The sequence below is a fragment of the Nocardioides plantarum genome (assembly GCF_006346395.1).
Lineage (GTDB): Bacteria > Actinomycetota > Actinomycetes > Propionibacteriales > Nocardioidaceae > Nocardioides > Nocardioides plantarum.
In genome coordinates this window covers 1,180,048-1,196,715 of record NZ_VDMS01000001.1, presented here as the reverse complement: position 1 = coordinate 1,196,715, position 16,668 = coordinate 1,180,048, and the positions used below count along the sequence as shown (strand labels likewise).

The window sequence follows — 16,668 nt, the reverse complement described above, 5'->3', positions numbered from 1 at the left end:
CGGCGCGGGCCCACGGTCGCTCTTGGACGTGGTCTCAGCTCGCGCGGAACGCAGCCGGGTCGAGGCCATCGACCTTCTCGCACGTCGCCGCCAGGTCGCGAACGGCCTGCCACACCGCCGCTCGCGGTGCATCCATCTTGAGGGCGCGAACGATCTCCTCGAGCCGCTGCGGGCGCTCACGCAGACTCTCGATCGCCTTGAACAGGCTTTCACCGATCGACCTGCCGTATGCGTCCACTGCCTTGCGTGCGCCGGCTTCGAGGGTGACGGTGTCCGGTCTCATCATGGACAGGTCGATGAGGTCACGGCTGAAGGTGGAGGTGTCGGCCCAGCGGTCGTCGTTGGCGAGAAGCTTGCTGGCGACCTGATCAGTCCTGGTCAGTGCACGAACACCGCAGATCTCCCCGCCGGGGGGCGGAGCATCGAGGTCGATCCTGGCCTCGAGGATGATCCCGAGCTTGATGGGGACGCCAGCCACGAGGACCGCTGTCCTGATGCCGTACCCATCGATCAGGGGAGCTCGTGTCACGTCGAGGTCTTGTCTGGCCAGACCTCGCAGGCCCTTGTCCCGCACGAGTTCTCGTAGCGCCCGGTACGACTGCGGATCAGAGACGAGGAAGTCGATGTCCACCGACTCCCGGTACTCGTCATGGGCGAGAACGATCGCGGTGCCACCCCCGAACCAGCAGTCGTGCGCGGCCAAGAGGGGTGCGTCCAACTTCGACAGCACCTCGGCCACGTGCTGGTGGTGCTGGCGCCTAAACAAGGAGCGACCCGTGGCTGTAGGTGTCAGCAAGGTGCTGGATGAAGGCTCTCTCGCGGTCGGTCAAGCTCTGCTGATCAAGGTGACGCCACCCGCGTTCGTAGAGATTGAGGGCCTCGGACTCAGTGATGGTCGTCCCTGCGTCCGTCTGCCAGGCCAGCGCGCGGAGGCCCGGATAGTCACCGACCTGGACGGGGGTCCGCTCAGCGGCTCGGCCAGTGCCAGGTCCTTCGAGGATCGGCACCACCAGATGAAGCCCCAAGGAGGCTGCGACGTTGGCGTAGGCGCCGATCGTGACGGACGGATTGCCCGTCTCGATGCGGTGCAACGTGACCCGCGATACGCCGGCGGCCTCGGCGCACGCCACCGCGGTGACCCCCAGGGCCTTGCGGCGCTCGCGCAGGCGCGCCCCGAGTCGTTCGAGGTCCGCTCTCTGCTCGGCGCTGGTGGAGGGACTCGCTGCGGGCATGTATCTCATTGTATACATTCGCGAACAAGCGTCAACAATGAGAACGGTTTGTGCGGCGCGGGTGTGACTCAGCCCTTGGTTCCACGGTCGGGGGTCGTGTGCCTGAGAACGTCGGACAGGTCGTCGTCAGGCACACGACCCTGGATCCGGCGGTCCGTCGGCCGAGGGCCACGCGGACCGGCCGGGTCCCCCCGCTCTCGGGGTCGGTTCAATTCCCTTGTCGCGGCCCACGCGCCGACCTAGGCTCGCCGTACACGGAAAGGAGGTGGTCCTACACAATGCATTCCCATAGGACAAGTGAGGTGGCTGCGCACTAGCAGCCCAGCAACACGTCGGGCCCGACTACCCGACGAGGCTGCTGGTCAATCCACCGCAGTCACCCGACCCGCAGGCGAACCCGGACCATGTCCCCGGGGGCGGTCTCCACGGAGACCACGCCTGCGGGTTGTCCCTTTTTCGGGTGCGGTCGACGGACCCCGGCTCCGTGAGACAGGTCACGATGGTTGCCAGTGTCAACCATCGGGGAATACGGTTGACCTCGGCAACCTTCTATCCCCCATGGAGCCAGACACCGTGACCGAGTCCCACCAGCCCGCCGTACAGATGACGCACCGCGAGATCCTCGAGGCCCTGAGCGGGCTGCTGCTCGCGATGTTCGTCGCGATGCTCTCGAGCACCGTGGTCACTAACGCGTTGCCGCGGATCGTGACCGACCTCAACGGGTCGCAGTCGGGCTACACGTGGGTGGTCGTCGCGACGCTGCTGGCCATGACGGCGACCACGCCGATCTGGGGCAAGCTGTCCGACCTGTTCAGCAAGAAGCTCCTGGTGCAGAGCGCGCTGGTGATCTACACGATCGGGTCGCTGATCGCCGCGTTCGCCCCGAGCATGGGCGTCCTCATCGGCGGTCGTGTCGTCCAGGGCCTCGGCGTCGGCGGCCTCACCGCGCTGGTCCAGGTCGTCATCGCCTCGATGGTCTCCCCGCGCGAGCGCGGCCGCTACTCCGGCTACATCGGCGCTGTCTTCGGCCTCGCGACCGTCTCCGGCCCGCTCATCGGCGGACTCGTCGTCGACAGCCCGCTCGGCTGGCGCGGCTGCTTCTTCGTCGGGATGCCGTTCGCCCTGGCCGCGTTCTTCGTCCTGCAGCGCAAGCTGCACCTGCCGGTCGTCAAGCGCGAGGTGCACATCGACTTCCTCGGCGCGACGCTCATCATCGGTGGCGTCAGCCTGCTGCTCATCTGGGTCTCCCTCGCCGGCTCCTCGTTCGCCTGGGCCTCCACCACGACCGCGATCCTGGTCACCGCCGGCGTGCTCACCATCGCCGCCGCGCTGTACGTCGAGGCGAAGGTCGCCATCGAGCCCGTCATCCCGCTGCGCCTCTTCCGCGACCGCACCACCGCCCTGGCCACCACCGCCTCGGTCATGGTCGGCATCGCGATGTTCGGCGCCACCGTCTACCTCAGCCAGTACTTCCAGCTCGCCCGGGGGATGAGCCCGACCGAGGCCGGCCTGATGTCGATCGCCATGGTCGGCGGACTCCTGGTCTCGAGCATCGTCAGCGGTCGGATCATCAGCGCCACCGGCGTGTGGAAGCGCTGGCTCGTCGGCGGCCTCGTGTTCGTCGTGGTCGGCCTCGCGCTCCTCGGCACGATCGACGCCGACACCCCGCTCGTCGTCGTCGCCCTCTTCATGGCCCTGGTCGGCATCGGCCTGGGCGCCACGATGCAGAACCTCGTCCTGGCGGTCCAGAACAACACCAAGCTCGAGGACATGGGTGCCGCCAGCTCGGTCGTGGCGTTCTTCCGCTCGCTCGGCGGGTCGATCGGCGTCTCGGCGCTGGGCGCCGTGCTGTCCACCCAGGTGGCCGACAAGGTGCGCTCCGGCCTGTCCGCGATGGGCATCACCGAGACCAGCCACCAGAGCAGCTCGATCCCCGACCTCAAGGCGCTGCCGGCCCCGGTCCGCGACCTCTACGAGCACGCGTTCGGCACAGCCATCGGACACATCTTCCTGATCTCCGTGCCGTTTGCGATCCTTGCCCTCGTGTCTGTGCTCTTCATCAAGGAGGTCCCCCTGCGGACCACCGTCGACGACCGTGACGAGCTCGTGGGCGAGCCCGTCGAGACCGGGGCGACCGTGCCCGTCCCGGCGGCGAAGCTGCGATGAGTCGGACCGACACGTTGCGTGACCTCGAGACCGAGGTGGGCGTGCTCATCCGACGCGTACGCCGGGTGATCGGCGACCGCGCCCGCCTGGTCCACCCCGACCTGCAGCCCGCGTCCTACCTCATCCTCACCACGATCGCCCAGGGCGAGCCCGTGCGCGCCTCGGCGATCTCCGAGCTGTTCGACGTCGACAAGGGTGCGGTGAGCCGTCAGGTCAAGCACCTCGTCGAGCTCGGCCTGCTGACCCACGCCAAGGACCCCGCCGACGCCCGCGCCACGCTGCTGTCGGTCACCGACGAGGGCCACACCCGGCTGGCCGACGTCGTCGAGCACCGACAGAAGCAGCTCGGCGAGAAGCTCTCGGAGTGGTCCGATGACGAGCTGACGTCGTTCGTGTCCGAGCTGGGTCGTTACAACGCGGCGCTCAACGCCGTCTGACGTCGGTCGCGGTCTCGACCCGGGTTGTGCACAGGCGCAGCGCAACTGCTGTGGTGGCTGCCGATCGAGTGAGACCATGACCTCATGAGTTCTCCCGCGGTCCCGCCCGCCGACGTGACCCAGCGGTCGCCCCACGGCGACAAGTCGGTGGTCCAGGACGAGCAGACCCTCATCGCCCAGACCACGGCGGGCCGCCGTGAGGGGGATGACAGCCGCGACGCCGTCCGTGAGCTCCTTCGTCGGGCGGCAGAGCGCAACCGGCATGCCCTCGATCGACTGGCGCGTTGAGCAAGGCACGCCATCGTGAGCGGTGAGACCAACTACCTCACGCTCGTTGACTTCTTCGATGCGGCCGTCGAGGCGATGCGCACGGATCTCGTGAGAGACCTCTGATGCCGTCGAAGCCGCGGCAGCCGGCGGGATTCCCCTCCCGGTGCTTGCGGCGTGGATTGCCGAGCGGTTGACGCTCGCGACGTCGACTGACGACCCGCGACCGTGGACGTATCCGAGTCTGATCCGCTACCCCGCGGAGTATGTCGGCCAGATCGGCTACGAGAACCACTCGATTGCCGTCGGAGACCTCGTGGTCTCCGACGTGCACGGGTTCAACCCGGCCAACGTCTACGTTCGCAGGGTCAGCGGGAAGGTCGACGGACTGTCCGTCGCGGAGATCATCGTCTCGGTCGTAGGAGACGAGTACGCCCAAGAGGAGCTCGACCAGGAGAACGACGAAGCCAACCGATATCCGCTGGGTCCCAAGGAGTGCTGGCGAGGTCGGATGGTCGGCAAGTACAGGTACGGCCGCGACGGTCATCTGATGACCAACGACGAGTTCGAGAGCGACTGGGAGGCGGTCGACGCCGAGTAGGGGACAGGACTGGCGGTGCCGGGATGGCTGTCGGACGTTCAGACAGCCTCTGTCCCGGCGCTCAACGCCGTCTGACCCACACCGCCGTGTCCGGTGGCAGCGTGTCGCCGCAGGGTCCGCTGGCCAGCAGCACGTCACCGGCGGGCAGGGTGGTGTCAGCGGTCCCGCAGTTGAGGGCGATGGTGACCTCGCCCCGCTCGATCAGCAGCACGTCGCCGTCGACGTGCACCTCCACCGACGTGGCCGGCGGCAGCCCGCGGCGGGCGGTCAGCGCCGCGCGGTAGAGCTCGAGCGTCGAGCCGTCGACCCCCGTCTGCGCCGCGACGGTGAGCGGCGCCCAGTCGGTGGGCTGCGGGATCCAGGGCTGGGTGTCGCCCGGACCGAAGCCGTACGGCGGCGCGTCGCCCGACCACGGCACGGGCACCCGACAGCCGTCGCGGCCGACCTCGCCGGTGCGGAACCAGGACGGGTCCTGCCGGTCCTGTGGCGCGACGTCGACCTCCTCGAGGCCGAGCTCCTCGCCCTGGAACAGGTACGACGAGCCCGGCAGGCCCAGCATGGTCAGGGTCGCGGCCCGCGCCCGGGCCAGGCCTTGCGCGCCACCGCCGTACCGGGTGACGTGGCGCACGACGTCGTGGTTGCTGAGCACCCAGGTCGGGGTGGCGCCGACCGGGTCGAGCGCGGCGAACGTGCCGGTCACGACGTCGCCGAACGACGTCGCCGACCAGGGGGCGAGCAGCCAGCCGAAGTTGAACGCCTGCTGCAGCTCGTCGGGCCGCACGTAGCGCGCCATGGACTCCGGGGTGCGGGTCCAGGCCTCGGCCACCGCCATCCGGTCGGCCCCGGCTGCCCCGTCGGTGGAGTACTCGGCGAGCACGCGGTGCCAGCGTCGGTAGACGTCGTGGACCTCGGGCTGGTCCCACATCGGCTCGTCGTCCTGGGTGCGCTCGACCATGCTGGCCGGCGGGGAGTCCGGCCCGGGCGGCGGCAGCACCTGCTGTTGGTCGGGCAGCGACTCGACCTTGAGCAGCCCGTGGGCGACGTCGACCCGGAACCCGTCGACCCCACGGTCGAGCCAGAACCGCAGCACCGACTCGAACATGTCGCCGATCTCGGGGTTGCGCCAGTCGAGGTCGGGCTGGGAGGAGTCGAAGAGGTGGAGGTACCACTGGCCCGGCCGGCCGTCGTCGATCACGCGGGTCCAGGCGGGTCCGCCGAACACCGACTGCCAGTTGTTGGGCGGCTCGCTGCCCGGCCCCTCGGCGCCGTCCTTGCCGTCACGGAACAGGTAGCGGGCGCGCTCGGGGCTGCCCGGCGCCGCGGCCAGGGCGGCCTGGAACCACACGTGGTCGCTCGAGGTGTGGTTGGGCACCAGGTCGACGATCAGCCTGAGCCCCAGCTCGTGGGCGGTGGCGAGGAGGCGGTCCGCGTCGTCGAGGGTGCCGAACAGCCGGTCGACGTCGCGGTAGTCGGCGACGTCGTAGCCGTGGTCGTGCTGCGGCGAGGTGTAGAACGGCGTGATCCACACCGCGTCGACCCCGAGGTCGCGCAGGTAGGGCAGGCGGCTGGTGATGCCGGGCAGGTCGCCGACGCCAGGCCCGCCGCCGCGCTCGCCGGACGAGGCGAAGCTGCGCACGTAGACCTGGTAGACGACGGCGTCGCGCCACCACTCGCGGGCGCTCACGAGAAGTCCTCCGGCGACACGGCGAACCAGACGTGCTCGGCCGAGCCGAGCAGGCGCCCGTCGGCGGCGTACAGGCTGGCAGCGGTGAACGTACGGCGTCCGCTCGACCCGCGGGCCCCGCCCACCACGACGTGCTCCTCGCCGACGCGCGGCAGGTCGCGGACCTGGGCGGTCATCGAGCCGAGCACCATCAGCCGCTCCTCGAGGTCGCCGGCCCAGCCGCCGATGCAGTCGAGGGCGGCCCAGGTGACGGCCAACGAGGCCGCGTCGCCGCCGAGGCTCGGGTCGGGGGTCCAGGTCGCGGCCACCCGGACCCGGTCCTCGGCGTCGTCGGCGACGCGGCCGGGGAAGATCCGCAGCCCGTCACCCTCCCCGCGGTCGGTGCCGCACGCGAAGCAGGACGGGAAGGGGTGGAAGCGGTGCCCGGCGTACGACGCCCCGGCGGCCCGCGCGGTGTCCGCGCCGACCGCCTCCACCCGGGGCACGTCGGCCTCCGCGGGGGCAGCCTCGGCCACCAGGACGTCGTCGCGCAGCGCGCGGGCGCCGTCGTGGCCGCGCTCGTCGGTCACGGTCTCGACCGTCAGCGGTACGTCGAGCGGCGGCGGGACCCGCAGCATCACCCGCACCGGACCGGGGGCCAGGTAGGACGCCAGCGCCCCGGCGGTCCACCCGCCGTTGCCCGACGAGGTCGGCCCGCGGAAGCGGGGCGGGATGGTCAGGGGAGCGAGCGTGTCGGCCACGGTCGTCACGCTAGCGGCCGGCGGGTGGTCTCGAGACAGGCGCTAGCGCGCCTTCCTCGACCACCGTGACCCACCCTGGTCGAGGAGGTTGCGCTAGCAACCGTCTCGAGACCCACCGTCAGGACTTGATGGCCTCATAGCGGTCGAGGGCCTCCCGGCGCTCGGCCTGGTGGTCGACGATGGGGGCGGGGTAGCCGACGCGGTCGCGGTCGTCGGCGCTGGGCTCGTGGGGGTCGGCGACGTCGGCGAGCTCGGGGACCCACCGCTTGATGTAGTCGGCGGCCGGGTCGAACTTGCGCCCCTGGCTGGTGGGGTTGAAGACGCGGAAGTAGGGCGAGGCGTCGGTGCCGCTGCCGGCGGTCCACTGCCAGCCGTGCTGGTTGGAGGCGAGGTCGCCGTCGACGAGCCAGTGCATGAAGTGCCTCGCGCCGTGCTGCCACTCGACGTGGAGGTCCTTGACCAGGAAGCTGGCCACGATCATCCGCAGCCGGTTGTGCACCCACCCGGTGGCCAGGAGCTGACGCATCCCGGCGTCGACGATCGGGAAGCCGGTGCGCCCCTCCTTCCAGGCGTCGAGGTCGGCGCCCGGGTCGTCGTACTGCATGGAGGCGAACTCGGGCCGGTAGTAGTCGCGGGCGGAGTCGGGGCGCTGGAAGAGGACGTCGGCGTAGAAGTCGCGCCAGGCGATCTCGGTGCGATAGGTCGCCGGGCCCTTGCCCCGGGGGCCGCCGAGGTCCGCGAGGATCGTGCGCGGGTGGATCTCGCCCCACTTCAGGTGGTGGCTCATCCGCGAGGTGCCCGGTACGCCGGGCAGGTTGCGGGCCTCGTCGTAGTCGGCGAGCCGGTCGGCAAAGTCGTGCCAGGCGTCGATCGCCGCGGCCTCGCCGGCCTCGGGCAGCTCGAGGCCCTCGGGCAGCTCGACGTCGGGCAGGTCGACGGTCTCCTTGAGGTGGCGCCAGCGCGCGTCGGACGGCAGCGCGCCCGCCGGCGCGCGCCACCCGTGCTCGCCCCAGGCCTTCGAGAACGGCGTGAAGACCTTGTAGGGCTGGGCGCTGCCGTTCTTGACCCGGTCGGGAGCGACGGCGTACGGCGAGCTCGTGCGGACCAGCTCGACGCCGGCGTCGCGCAGCGCCTGCTCGACGGCGGCGTCGCGCTCGCGGCCGTGCGGGCCGAAGTCGGCGGCGATGTGGACGCTGGTGGCGCCGACCTCCTGCGCGGCCTCGACCACGCGGCGTACGGGATCGCCCTGGAGGACCGAGACCGGGACGTCGCGCCGCAGCGCGCGCAGGCTCGCGACGAGGTAGGCGCGGCGCGACGGCCCGGCGGGGTCCCACAGGGCCGGGTCGAGGACGAACAGCGGCAGGGTCGGCCCGTCGGCGAGGGCCGCGAGGAGCGCCGGGTTGTCGGCGCTGCGCAGGTCGCGGCGGAACCACATCACGGACGTCATCTGCCCGACTGTGCCAGCGGGGACCGCCTGCGTACCCACCCCGTCGGAGATGCGTCAGACTAGGCACGTGAGCGACCTCATCGACACCACCGAGATGTATCTGCGGACCGTCTACGAGCTCGTCGAGGAAGGCATCGTGCCTCTGCGGGCCCGGATCGCCGAGCGCCTGCACCAGAGCGGCCCGACGGTCTCGCAGACCGTGGCCCGCATGGAGCGCGACGGCCTGCTGACCGTCGAGGGCGACCGCCACCTCGAGCTCACCGACGACGGTCGCCGCCTGGCCACCCGCGTGATGCGCAAGCACCGACTCGCCGAGCGGCTCCTCACCGACGTCATCGGCCTCGACTGGGAGCTCGTCCACGAGGAGGCCTGCCGCTGGGAGCACGTCATCTCCGAGACCGTCGAGCGCCGCCTCGTCGAGCTGCTCGACCACCCCACCGAGTCGCCCTACGGCAACCCCATCCCCGGCCTCGACGAGCTCGGCGAGAGCGAGCTGGGCGAGGAGTTCATGGCCGGCGTCGAGCCCCTCTCGAAGGCCGCGACCGGCAGCGAGGCCGTCGTCCTGGTCCGCCGGATCTCCGAGGAGATGCAGAAGGACGAGGCGCTGATGAGCGCCCTGCGCCGCGTCGGCGCGATGCCCGACAAGACCATCACCGCCATCACCACCGACGAGGGCGTGCTGATCGGCTCCGGCGGCGAGACCGCCGAGATCGTGCCCGAGGCGGCTGAGCACATCTTTGTGAAGCGGCTCTGACACGCGTTGGGAGATTCACCGCTACGGCGGTGAAACTCCTTCTCCTGGTACGAAACTTCGTCATAGCGGCGGGAGTTTCTCCGCTTCAGCGGTGAATTTCCCAACGGGTGCCGGCGCCAATTCCGCCAGGAACTCCGAGCACCCCGCCTCGACCTTGTACGTCGCCAGGTCGTCGCCCCGGGTGGCGCCGCGGTTGACGATCACGACGGGGGTGTCGGCCTTGGCGGCGTGCCGGACGAAGCGGAACCCGCTCATCACGGTCAGCGAGGAGCCGACGACGAGCAGCGCGCCGCCGGCCGTGCCCACGGCGTCGACGGCGGCGTAGCAGCGCTCGACGCGGGGCTTGGGGACGTTCTCGCCGAAGAACACGACGTCGGGCTTGAGCACCCCGCCGCAGGTCTCGCACGCCGGCACCACGAAGTCGGCGTACGTCGCGGGGTCGTCGAGGTCGACGTCGCCGTCGGGGCGTGACGCGACATCGGCGTACCGCTGGGCGAAGCCGGGGTTGGCGGCCTCGAGCCGGGCCTGGAGCGCGAGCCGCGAGGTGGTCTGGCGGCAGCCGAGGCAGACGACGTCGGCGATGCGGCCGTGCAGGGCGACCAGGCGGCGCGACCCGGCGGCCTCGTGCAGGCCGTCGACGTTCTGGGTGATGAGCAGGTCGGGGTCGAGCCGGGCGCAGGCGTGGTGGCCGGCGTTGGGCTCGGCACCGCCCATCCGGCCCCAGCCGACGTGGGAGCGCGCCCAGTAGCGCTGCTGTGCGGCCGGCCCGGAGACGAGCTCCTGGTAGGTCATCGGGGTGCGGTTGCTCGAGCCCGGGCCGCGGTAGTCGGGGATGCCGGAGTCGGTCGACATCCCGGCACCGGTCAGCAGGACCAGGGGCCGACCGGCGAGCAGCTCGAGGGCGGCCTCGTAGGTGGCCTCGAGGTCGGGCTGGGCCGCAGCCGTCACGCGCCGTACCGCAGGCGCGCCTTGGCGCGGGCCTTCTCGGCCTCGACCGCGCGGTCCTTGGGTGGGGCGGTGGTGACCAGGTCGTCGACCAGGTGGCGGGTGAGGTGGGCGATCTCGTGGACCGCCCGGTCGAAGGTCGCCTGGTTGGCGGCCGACGGCTTGGTGGTGCCGGCGACCTTGCGGACGTACTGCAGGGCGGCGGCGTGGACCTCGTCGTCGGAGGCCGGCGGCGCGAAGTTGTTGAGCGGGCGGATGTTGCGGCACATGCCGCCCAATCTACGTCGCGTCATCGCCCCGCCGGCCTGGTCGACATGACCTAGGCCAGCGGGAAGAACCGCACGTCCTCACCGGTCACCAGGACCACCTTGCCGTCGCCGACCTGCACCAGCCGTACGGCGTCGACGTCGCGGCCGTACTCGACCTCGGTCATCGTGTTGGTCATCCGGCCGTTCTCGATGTGCAGCTCGGACACGAAGCCCTTGTTGCCCCGGGCGATCACGGTCAGTGCGCTGCGCGCCTCGCGGACCCAGGTGAACTGGCGCGGGTCGTCACCGGCCCTGGCCTGGGTGCCCGGGGCGTAGGTCAGCTTGTCGAGGCGGCGTACGTCGGTCAGGTCGGAGACGTCGAAGAACCCGGCCTGGGCCCGGTTGCGGCCGTCGGAGCCGATGCCCAGCACCCGCACGGAGCTGAGCGGGTGGAGGTAGCTGGAGAACCCGGGGATCTTCAGCTCGCCCTCGAGGACCGGCTTGGTGGGGTCGGTGAGGTCGACCGCGTAGAGGGGGTCGATCTGCCGGAAGGTGACCACCAGGGCCAGACCGTCGAACCAGCGCACGGCCTTGATGTCCTCGTTGGCGCCGAGGTCGTCGATCCGGCCGATCTCGACCAGCTCCTCACCCTGCGCGCGCAGGGTGACGATCGAGCTGGCGTCGGCGGTCTCGGTCGACGGACCGACCGCGACCCGCAGCACGCCGTCGTACTCGTCCATCGACCAGCGGTCGCGGATCGAGCCCTCGACCTCACCGGCGCCGACGTAGGTCGCCCCGGTGCCGTCGACGGTGAAGTCGTAGACGTGGGAGGTCCCGTCGGAGGCGCCGGTGGCCGAGCCGGACGCCGTCGTGCGGCGCAGGCAGTCGAAGCAGCCGTCGAAGCTGCTGCCCGGCGCGCTGGCCGCGAGGTAGAGGTGGTCGTCCGACTCGTAGGTCAGGGGCGCGTCGCCGGCGAGCCCGAGGGCGTCGGTCGTGCCGGGCGTGGTGGCGCCGAAGCCGACGACCGCCATCGTGGCGGGGGCGAGGTCGGCGCGCGGCACGGCCACCCGGTCGCAGTCGAGCAGGTCGGTGGACTCACCACCGTCGACGGAGACGTGGGGGAGCCAGTCGTCGAGCGTCGTCCTCTCGACGAGCTTGCGGTTCTCCTCGGCGGTCGCCCCGTCCTCGAAGGCGAGGTCGGGCAGGCCCTTGGACAGCACGACGCGGACGTCGGTGCCGTGCTGGCGGGCGGCCACGAGCGCGGCGTCGTAGTCGACGGTCTGCTCGAGCCGGGGAGCGGCGGGGTCGTCGATGCTGACGCTCAGCACCCGGGTCTGCGGCGACGGGCTGCCGGCCCCGGTGCCGAGGGCGGCCCCCTGGACGCTGTCGGGGGAGTAGCGGCTGCCGTCGTTGCCGACCGCGACCACCGTCGAGCCGGCCAGGAGGATCTCGCCGTCGTGGAAGTCGCCCAGGTCGAGCCGGCCGAGCTGGTCGAGGGTGTCGCCGGAGACGTCGTACGTCGTGAGCACGGCGCCGCGGAGGCGGATCAGCACCGTGCCGTCGGTCTTGACGCTGTCGGGCTCGTCGACGCCGGTCTCCTGGACGTTGGTGCCGGTGTCGGAGGACTTGGCGTTCGAGGTCTTGCCGAAGTTGGACGTCGCTCCGGCGGCCTGGTCGAGGGAGGTGCTCCGGGGGATGACGCTGTCCCTGGCGGTGCTGAAGTCATCCAGCCGGCGAAGGCCGTCTTCCTGCACCCAGTTGCTCGCCGCGCGGTTCACGAGGAACGGGTCGCCCCATCCGTCCTTCGTCACCAGGTCGACGCTCCGGTCCACGTAGGAGGCGAGCAGGCCGTCGCAGGACTTCGCCTGCAGCTCGCCGTGGAACGCGACCGGGGTCGCGTTGCCGCCGAGACCGCCCGCGACCGGGCCGTCGGGCCCGCCCGCGTCGGGCACGATCGTGCCGGCCACGAAGGCGGCGGCGACGCCGCCGAGCACGGCGACGGTGGTCAGCGAGCGACGCAGCCGGTCCTCGGGCCGGCGCCGACCGGTCGCGGCCGGGCCGAGCGACGTACGGCGGGCGCGGCGCAGGATCGCGTCGACGGGGGCGGGCCCGACGGCCAGGTCGTCCCAGTGCTTCTCCAGGTCGGTCATGACGTGGCTCCCTCGGTGGGTTCGGGCTGGAGCGTGGGCTGGAACTCGGGCCGCAGGTCGGCCAGGTGGGCGTCCCGGGCGAGCTGCGCCAGCGACCGGGAGAGCCGGCTCTTGACGGTGCCGGCCGGGACGCCGAGCACCTCGGCGGTCTGCTGCTCGCTCAGGCCGGTGAAGTAGCGCAGCACGACGACGTCGCGGTTGATCTTGGTGAGCCCGGCCAGGGCCCGGTGCACGGCGTCGGCGGTGTCGACGTCGGCGGTGTCGTCGCGCACGACGGTGGTCCGCGACTCGGGCAGCCGCTCGGCCGGCCGCTCGCCCCACCAGCGCCGGCGCTTGCTGTCGCGCAGGCAGTTGAGCAGCATCCGGTAGACGTAGGCCGCGCGGTTGTCGGCGGCGGCCACGGTCGGCCACGCGGTGTAGCAGCGCACCAGCGTGGTCTGGGCCAGGTCCTCGGCCTCGTGCAGCGGGCAGCCGAGGAAGACCGCGGAGCGCACGAGGGTGCTCCACGACTCGCGCACGTAGGCCGCGTAGTCCGCGTCGTGGTCCATGGGTCTCTTCTCGGGAGGGCGAGCAGGGGGAGCTGGGGGAGGGCTGGGTGGTGCGGCGTTCTGGCGTACGACGTGGTGTGAGGTCTCGAAGGTTCCACCCCGTCGGGTCCGATGTGGGCGAAGTGCCACGATGGCGCCATGGCGGAGACCACGCGCGACCTCGACCTCGTCCTGTTCGGTGCCACCGGGTTCACCGGCGGCCTCACGGCCGACTACCTGGCCGAGCACGGTCCGAGCGGCCTGCGCTGGGCGCTGGCGGGGCGCAACCGGACCAAGCTCGAGGCGGTCCGCGACCGGCTGGCGGCCGCGCACCCCGACCTGGGCGAGCTCGAGCTCGTCGTCGTCGACGCGGGCGACCAGGGCGCGCTCGCCGACGTCGTACGCCGGGCCAAGGTCGCCGTCACGACCGTCGGGCCCTACCAGCAGCTCGGCGGTCCGCTGGTCGCCGCGTGCGCCGAGACGGGCACCGACTACGTCGACCTGACCGGTGAGCCGGAGTTCGTCGACACGACCTACGTCGCCCAGCACGAGACCGCGGTCGCCAGCGGGGCGCGGATCGTGCACGCGTGCGGCTTCGACTCGATCCCGCACGACCTCGGCGCCTACTTCACCGTCAAGGAGCTGCAGGCCACCGGGCCGGTGACGCTGCGCGGCGTCGTCCGCGCGTCCGGGAGCGCGTCCGGCGGCACCTTCCACTCCGCGATGGGCGCGTTCTCGCGCGCCAAGCAGATGTCGGCCGCCGCCAAGACGCGCCGCCGGGCCGAGGGCCGTCCCGCCGACGGGCGGAAGTCCCGCGCCGTCGCGGGCAAGCCCCACCGCGACAAGGACCTCGGCTACTGGCTGCTGCCGATGCCGACGATCGACCCGCAGGTGGTCGCGCGCAGCGGCGCCGCGCTGGCGGCGTACGGCCCCGACTTCCGCTACTCCCACTACGCCGGCACCAAGACGCTGCGCTACGCGCTCGGTGGGCTCGCGGCGGTCTCGGTGATCGGGGTCGCGGCGCAGGTGCCGCCCGCGCGCAACCTCCTGCTCAAGCGGGTCCCGCAGGGCCACGGGCCCGACGAGGCCAAGCGCGCGAAGTCGTGGTTCACCGTCGAGTTCGTGGCCGAGTCCGAGGGCCGCTCGCTGCGCACCAAGGTGAGCGGGGGAGACCCGGGCTACGGAGAGACGGCGAAGATGCTCGCCGAGTCGGCGCTGTGCCTGGCCTTCGACGACAACCCGCCGACCGTCGGCAGCGTCACCACCGCGCAGGCGATGGGCGACAACCTGATCACCCGGCTCAGCGCGCGTGGCATCACGTTCGAGGTCGTCGGCTGAGGCCGCAGCGCCCGCCCCGACGTGTCCGGGGCGGGCGCTGCCGCGCGTGAGAGGGACGACCTAGTAGGTGACCGGCTGACCCTGGTCGTCGAAGCACCGGTCGACCATGGACCGCGGCACCCGGTGCCAGACCAGCGCGCGGCACGAGGGCGGCTCCTGGCCCTTGATCACCTCGCGCCACGGGCCGCCCCGCTTGGACCAGATGGAGGCGTAGCCACCCTGGGCGCAGGAGTCGGGCTCCCCGGTGGCGGGGGAGATGCCCTGGCTGCTGGTGACGAAGCCGTCGCGGTGGTAGGCGTAGGCCGTCAGGCGCGGGCTGTTGGCGCACGCCTCGTCGGCCCCGGCCTCCTGGTAGGCCCTCTCCAGCCATGCCCGCACGGCGCGCCGGTAGTCCGCGGGCAGCTTGGCCAGCTTGGTGCTGACGTTGGTCTCCCGGCGCACCGAGATGCCGCTGCGGTACGTCGTCAGGTCGGCGTCGCGGGCGCCGGCCGAGGAGGCGCCGGCGGCCTGGGCCGCGGGGACGGCCGTCGGGGCGGCGACGAGGACGACCAGGGCGGCGAGGAGGGTCAGGAGACGGAGGGGGCGGGGGGCAGTCATGCGGTGCTCCGGGGTCGAGGAGGGCGGTGGCGCGGGGGCCCGCGGTGCTCGAAGTATGTGCGGCCCCGCCGCCCGTGGGAAGGGAGGGTCCCGCGACCCGGGTCCGGCGCTCTAACGGCGGAACTTGAGGGGTCGTGGTGCCTTCGACGCACGGGTCTTGAGGTTCGCGGTTCATGATGGCGTCATGAACCACCGTGCTCCCTCCGCTGGGACGACCTCGTCGTACGCCGTGCGCCTGCTGGTCGGCCTCCTGCTGGCCCTCTTCGTCGGCCTGAGCCTGGCCGCGACCCCGGCCTCCGCGGCCACCGCCACCGGCAAGGTGCGCGGCGCGATCGTCCAGTCCGGCAGCAGCACCCCGCGCACCAACGTGCTCTGGTTCGACGCCGGGTGGCGCTACCTCGGCACCCGCAAGGCCGACGCCGGCGGCTACTCGCTGACCCTCAAGCCCGGGAAGTACTTCCTGCAGTTCGTCGACCAGCGGCCGGCCTACGACGTCACGAAGAACGCCCCGGCCACCGTCAGCGTGACCGTCTACACCGGCAGCACGACGGTCCGCAACGTCCGGATGCGCCGCGGTGCGTCCATCGGCGGCAAGGTCCTCGCCGGCGGCAAGGCCGCGGCCGGGGCCAAGGTCGTGGCCGCCAACACCAGTGAGCAGAGCTTCACCACCACCGCCGACGGCAAGGGCAACTACGCGCTCGGCGGGCTGCCGGCGGGCAAGTACTCCGTCTTCACCTACGACCGCAAGCAGACCTGGGTCGCGCGCAGCACCTACCTCGGCTCGGTCAAGGGCAGCAAGTTCCGCCAGGTCGACCTGCGCCTGGTCACCCGGGCCGGCAACCTCCTGCTCGACGTCTACGCCGGCAAGGAGCCGGCCCGCACCACCGCCTCGGTCACCGCGGTCAGCGTGCGCACCGGTCAGTTCTGGACCGCCCGCGTCCGCCAGGGATCGGTGACCTTCAAGGGTCTGTTCCCCGGCCGCTACCGCGTCCAGGTCCCCGGCATCGGCAACTACCTGCCGGCCACCGTCAGCGTCCGCACCGAGGTGCGCTCGCAGCGCCTGGTCTTCGGCAGCGCCCGGCTCACCAAGCGCGGCGGCTGGATCACCGGACGCATCGTCGACGCCAACCACCCGACGGTCGGCCTGAGCAAGGCGGTCGTGCGGCTGTTCGACAAGAACGGCAAGGTCCTCGACACCACCACGTCGTCGGCCAGCGGGGCCTACACGCTCGACGGGCAGCTCACGACCCAGTACGGCCTGCGGGTCGTGGCCGGTCCCGGCCCCTACAGCGACTACCTCGGCCCCGGCAGCGGCGGCAACAGCACCAGCTACTGCAAGTACGCCGTCACCAAGGTCGCCGTCTCCCTGCAGACCGGGAAGCGCACCTACGCGGGCAACCTCCTGCTCAAGCACCAGCCCGACTCGGCGCAGGACGGCGAGCAGTGCCGGACGCCTGCGCCGACGCCGACACCCACCGCGACACCCACACCTTGATCCACGGTCCTCGACTCTTGAGGATTCGTTGAGAAACTGT

General features: G+C 71.7%; 17 protein-coding genes. 7 read left to right on the top strand and 10 right to left on the bottom strand.

Going from position 1 to position 16,668, the window contains the following annotated elements; translation table 11 throughout:
• Positions 1-34: 34 nt before the first annotated feature.
• Together FJQ56_RS05555 and FJQ56_RS05550 are read right to left on the bottom strand one after the other, a co-directional pair.
• Positions 35-739 carry a nucleotidyl transferase AbiEii/AbiGii toxin family protein gene (locus FJQ56_RS05555; protein ID WP_211350757.1) on the bottom strand — a complete coding sequence of 235 codons (705 nt, stop codon included), beginning with the start codon at positions 737-739 and terminating at the stop codon, positions 35-37.
• Between the two features lie 19 nt (positions 740-758).
• On the bottom strand, positions 759-1,232 hold the full coding sequence (locus FJQ56_RS05550; RefSeq protein ID WP_170215276.1) for a helix-turn-helix domain-containing protein: 474 nt from the start codon (positions 1,230-1,232) through the stop codon (positions 759-761).
• Positions 1,233-1,805: 573 nt separating this feature from the next.
• On the opposite strand from FJQ56_RS05550, the gene FJQ56_RS05545 reads away from it, so the two are divergent.
• The 4 genes from FJQ56_RS05545 (at position 1,806) to FJQ56_RS05530 (ending at position 4,703) form a co-directional block, all read left to right on the top strand.
• The gene (locus FJQ56_RS05545; protein WP_342776424.1) at positions 1,806-3,398 is read left to right on the top strand and encodes an MDR family MFS transporter; all 1,593 of its coding nucleotides are present in this window, start codon (positions 1,806-1,808) and stop codon (positions 3,396-3,398) included.
• The gene (locus tag FJQ56_RS05540; RefSeq protein ID WP_140008156.1) at positions 3,395-3,835 is read left to right on the top strand and encodes a MarR family winged helix-turn-helix transcriptional regulator; all 441 of its coding nucleotides are present in this window, start codon (positions 3,395-3,397) and stop codon (positions 3,833-3,835) included. The genes FJQ56_RS05545 and FJQ56_RS05540 overlap by 4 nt, the downstream gene beginning before the upstream one ends.
• A gap of 84 nt (positions 3,836-3,919) precedes the next feature.
• Positions 3,920-4,123, top strand: a complete 204-nt coding sequence (locus FJQ56_RS05535; protein ID WP_140008155.1) for a hypothetical protein — start codon at positions 3,920-3,922, stop codon at positions 4,121-4,123.
• Between the two features lie 145 nt (positions 4,124-4,268).
• Complete coding sequence (locus FJQ56_RS05530) at positions 4,269-4,703, top strand: hypothetical protein (protein WP_140008154.1); 435 nt, start codon at positions 4,269-4,271, stop codon at positions 4,701-4,703.
• Positions 4,704-4,764: 61 nt separating this feature from the next.
• On the opposite strand, the gene FJQ56_RS05525 is transcribed toward FJQ56_RS05530, so the two are convergent.
• The 3 genes from FJQ56_RS05525 to FJQ56_RS05515 form a co-directional block, all read right to left on the bottom strand.
• Positions 4,765-6,387: a glycoside hydrolase family 13 protein gene (locus FJQ56_RS05525; RefSeq protein WP_140008153.1), complete on the bottom strand. Its 1,623-nt coding sequence runs from the start codon at positions 6,385-6,387 to the stop codon at positions 4,765-4,767.
• Positions 6,384-7,127 (bottom strand): hypothetical protein, encoded by a 744-nt coding sequence (locus FJQ56_RS05520; protein ID WP_246083997.1) that lies wholly within the window; start codon positions 7,125-7,127, stop codon positions 6,384-6,386. Before FJQ56_RS05520 ends, FJQ56_RS05525 begins: the two co-directional genes overlap by 4 nt.
• 118 nt (positions 7,128-7,245) lie before the next feature.
• Positions 7,246-8,574 (bottom strand): cryptochrome/photolyase family protein, encoded by a 1,329-nt coding sequence (locus FJQ56_RS05515; RefSeq protein WP_140008151.1) that lies wholly within the window; start codon positions 8,572-8,574, stop codon positions 7,246-7,248.
• Positions 8,575-8,641: 67 nt separating this feature from the next.
• On the opposite strand from FJQ56_RS05515, the gene FJQ56_RS05510 reads away from it, so the two are divergent.
• The gene (locus FJQ56_RS05510; RefSeq protein WP_140008150.1) at positions 8,642-9,328 is read left to right on the top strand and encodes an iron-dependent transcriptional repressor DtxR; all 687 of its coding nucleotides are present in this window, start codon (positions 8,642-8,644) and stop codon (positions 9,326-9,328) included.
• Between the two features lie 60 nt (positions 9,329-9,388).
• Here the strand turns inward: FJQ56_RS05510 and FJQ56_RS05505 are convergent, their stop codons facing one another.
• Genes FJQ56_RS05505 through FJQ56_RS05490 form a run of 4 tightly spaced genes read right to left on the bottom strand, consistent with a single transcriptional unit; the run spans position 9,389 to position 13,219 of the window.
• Positions 9,389-10,276: an NAD-dependent protein deacetylase gene (locus FJQ56_RS05505; RefSeq protein WP_140008149.1), complete on the bottom strand. Its 888-nt coding sequence runs from the start codon at positions 10,274-10,276 to the stop codon at positions 9,389-9,391.
• Entirely contained in the window at positions 10,273-10,542 is a 270-nt protein-coding gene (locus tag FJQ56_RS05500) for a DUF2277 domain-containing protein (RefSeq protein ID WP_140008148.1), read from the bottom strand. Before FJQ56_RS05500 ends, FJQ56_RS05505 begins: the two co-directional genes overlap by 4 nt.
• Positions 10,543-10,592: 50 nt before the next feature.
• A complete protein-coding gene (locus FJQ56_RS05495; RefSeq protein ID WP_140008147.1) occupies positions 10,593-12,671 on the bottom strand; it encodes a beta-propeller domain-containing protein in 2,079 nt (692 codons plus the stop codon).
• On the bottom strand, positions 12,668-13,219 hold the full coding sequence (locus FJQ56_RS05490) for a SigE family RNA polymerase sigma factor (protein ID WP_140008146.1): 552 nt from the start codon (positions 13,217-13,219) through the stop codon (positions 12,668-12,670). Before FJQ56_RS05490 ends, FJQ56_RS05495 begins: the two co-directional genes overlap by 4 nt.
• A 138-nt stretch (positions 13,220-13,357) precedes the next feature.
• Here FJQ56_RS05490 and FJQ56_RS05485 point away from each other — a divergent pair, with 138 nt between their 5' ends.
• Entirely contained in the window at positions 13,358-14,536 is a 1,179-nt protein-coding gene (locus FJQ56_RS05485; protein WP_140008145.1) for a saccharopine dehydrogenase family protein, read from the top strand.
• Positions 14,537-14,596: 60 nt separating this feature from the next.
• Here FJQ56_RS05485 and FJQ56_RS22870 read toward each other — a convergent pair whose 3' ends face one another.
• Entirely contained in the window at positions 14,597-15,133 is a 537-nt protein-coding gene (locus FJQ56_RS22870; RefSeq protein ID WP_140008144.1) for a hypothetical protein, read from the bottom strand.
• 184 nt (positions 15,134-15,317) lie between these two features.
• Between FJQ56_RS22870 and FJQ56_RS05475 the strand changes: the two genes are divergently transcribed.
• Positions 15,318-16,628 (top strand): MSCRAMM family protein, encoded by a 1,311-nt coding sequence (locus tag FJQ56_RS05475; RefSeq protein ID WP_140008143.1) that lies wholly within the window; start codon positions 15,318-15,320, stop codon positions 16,626-16,628.
• Positions 16,629-16,668 lie beyond the last annotated feature (40 nt).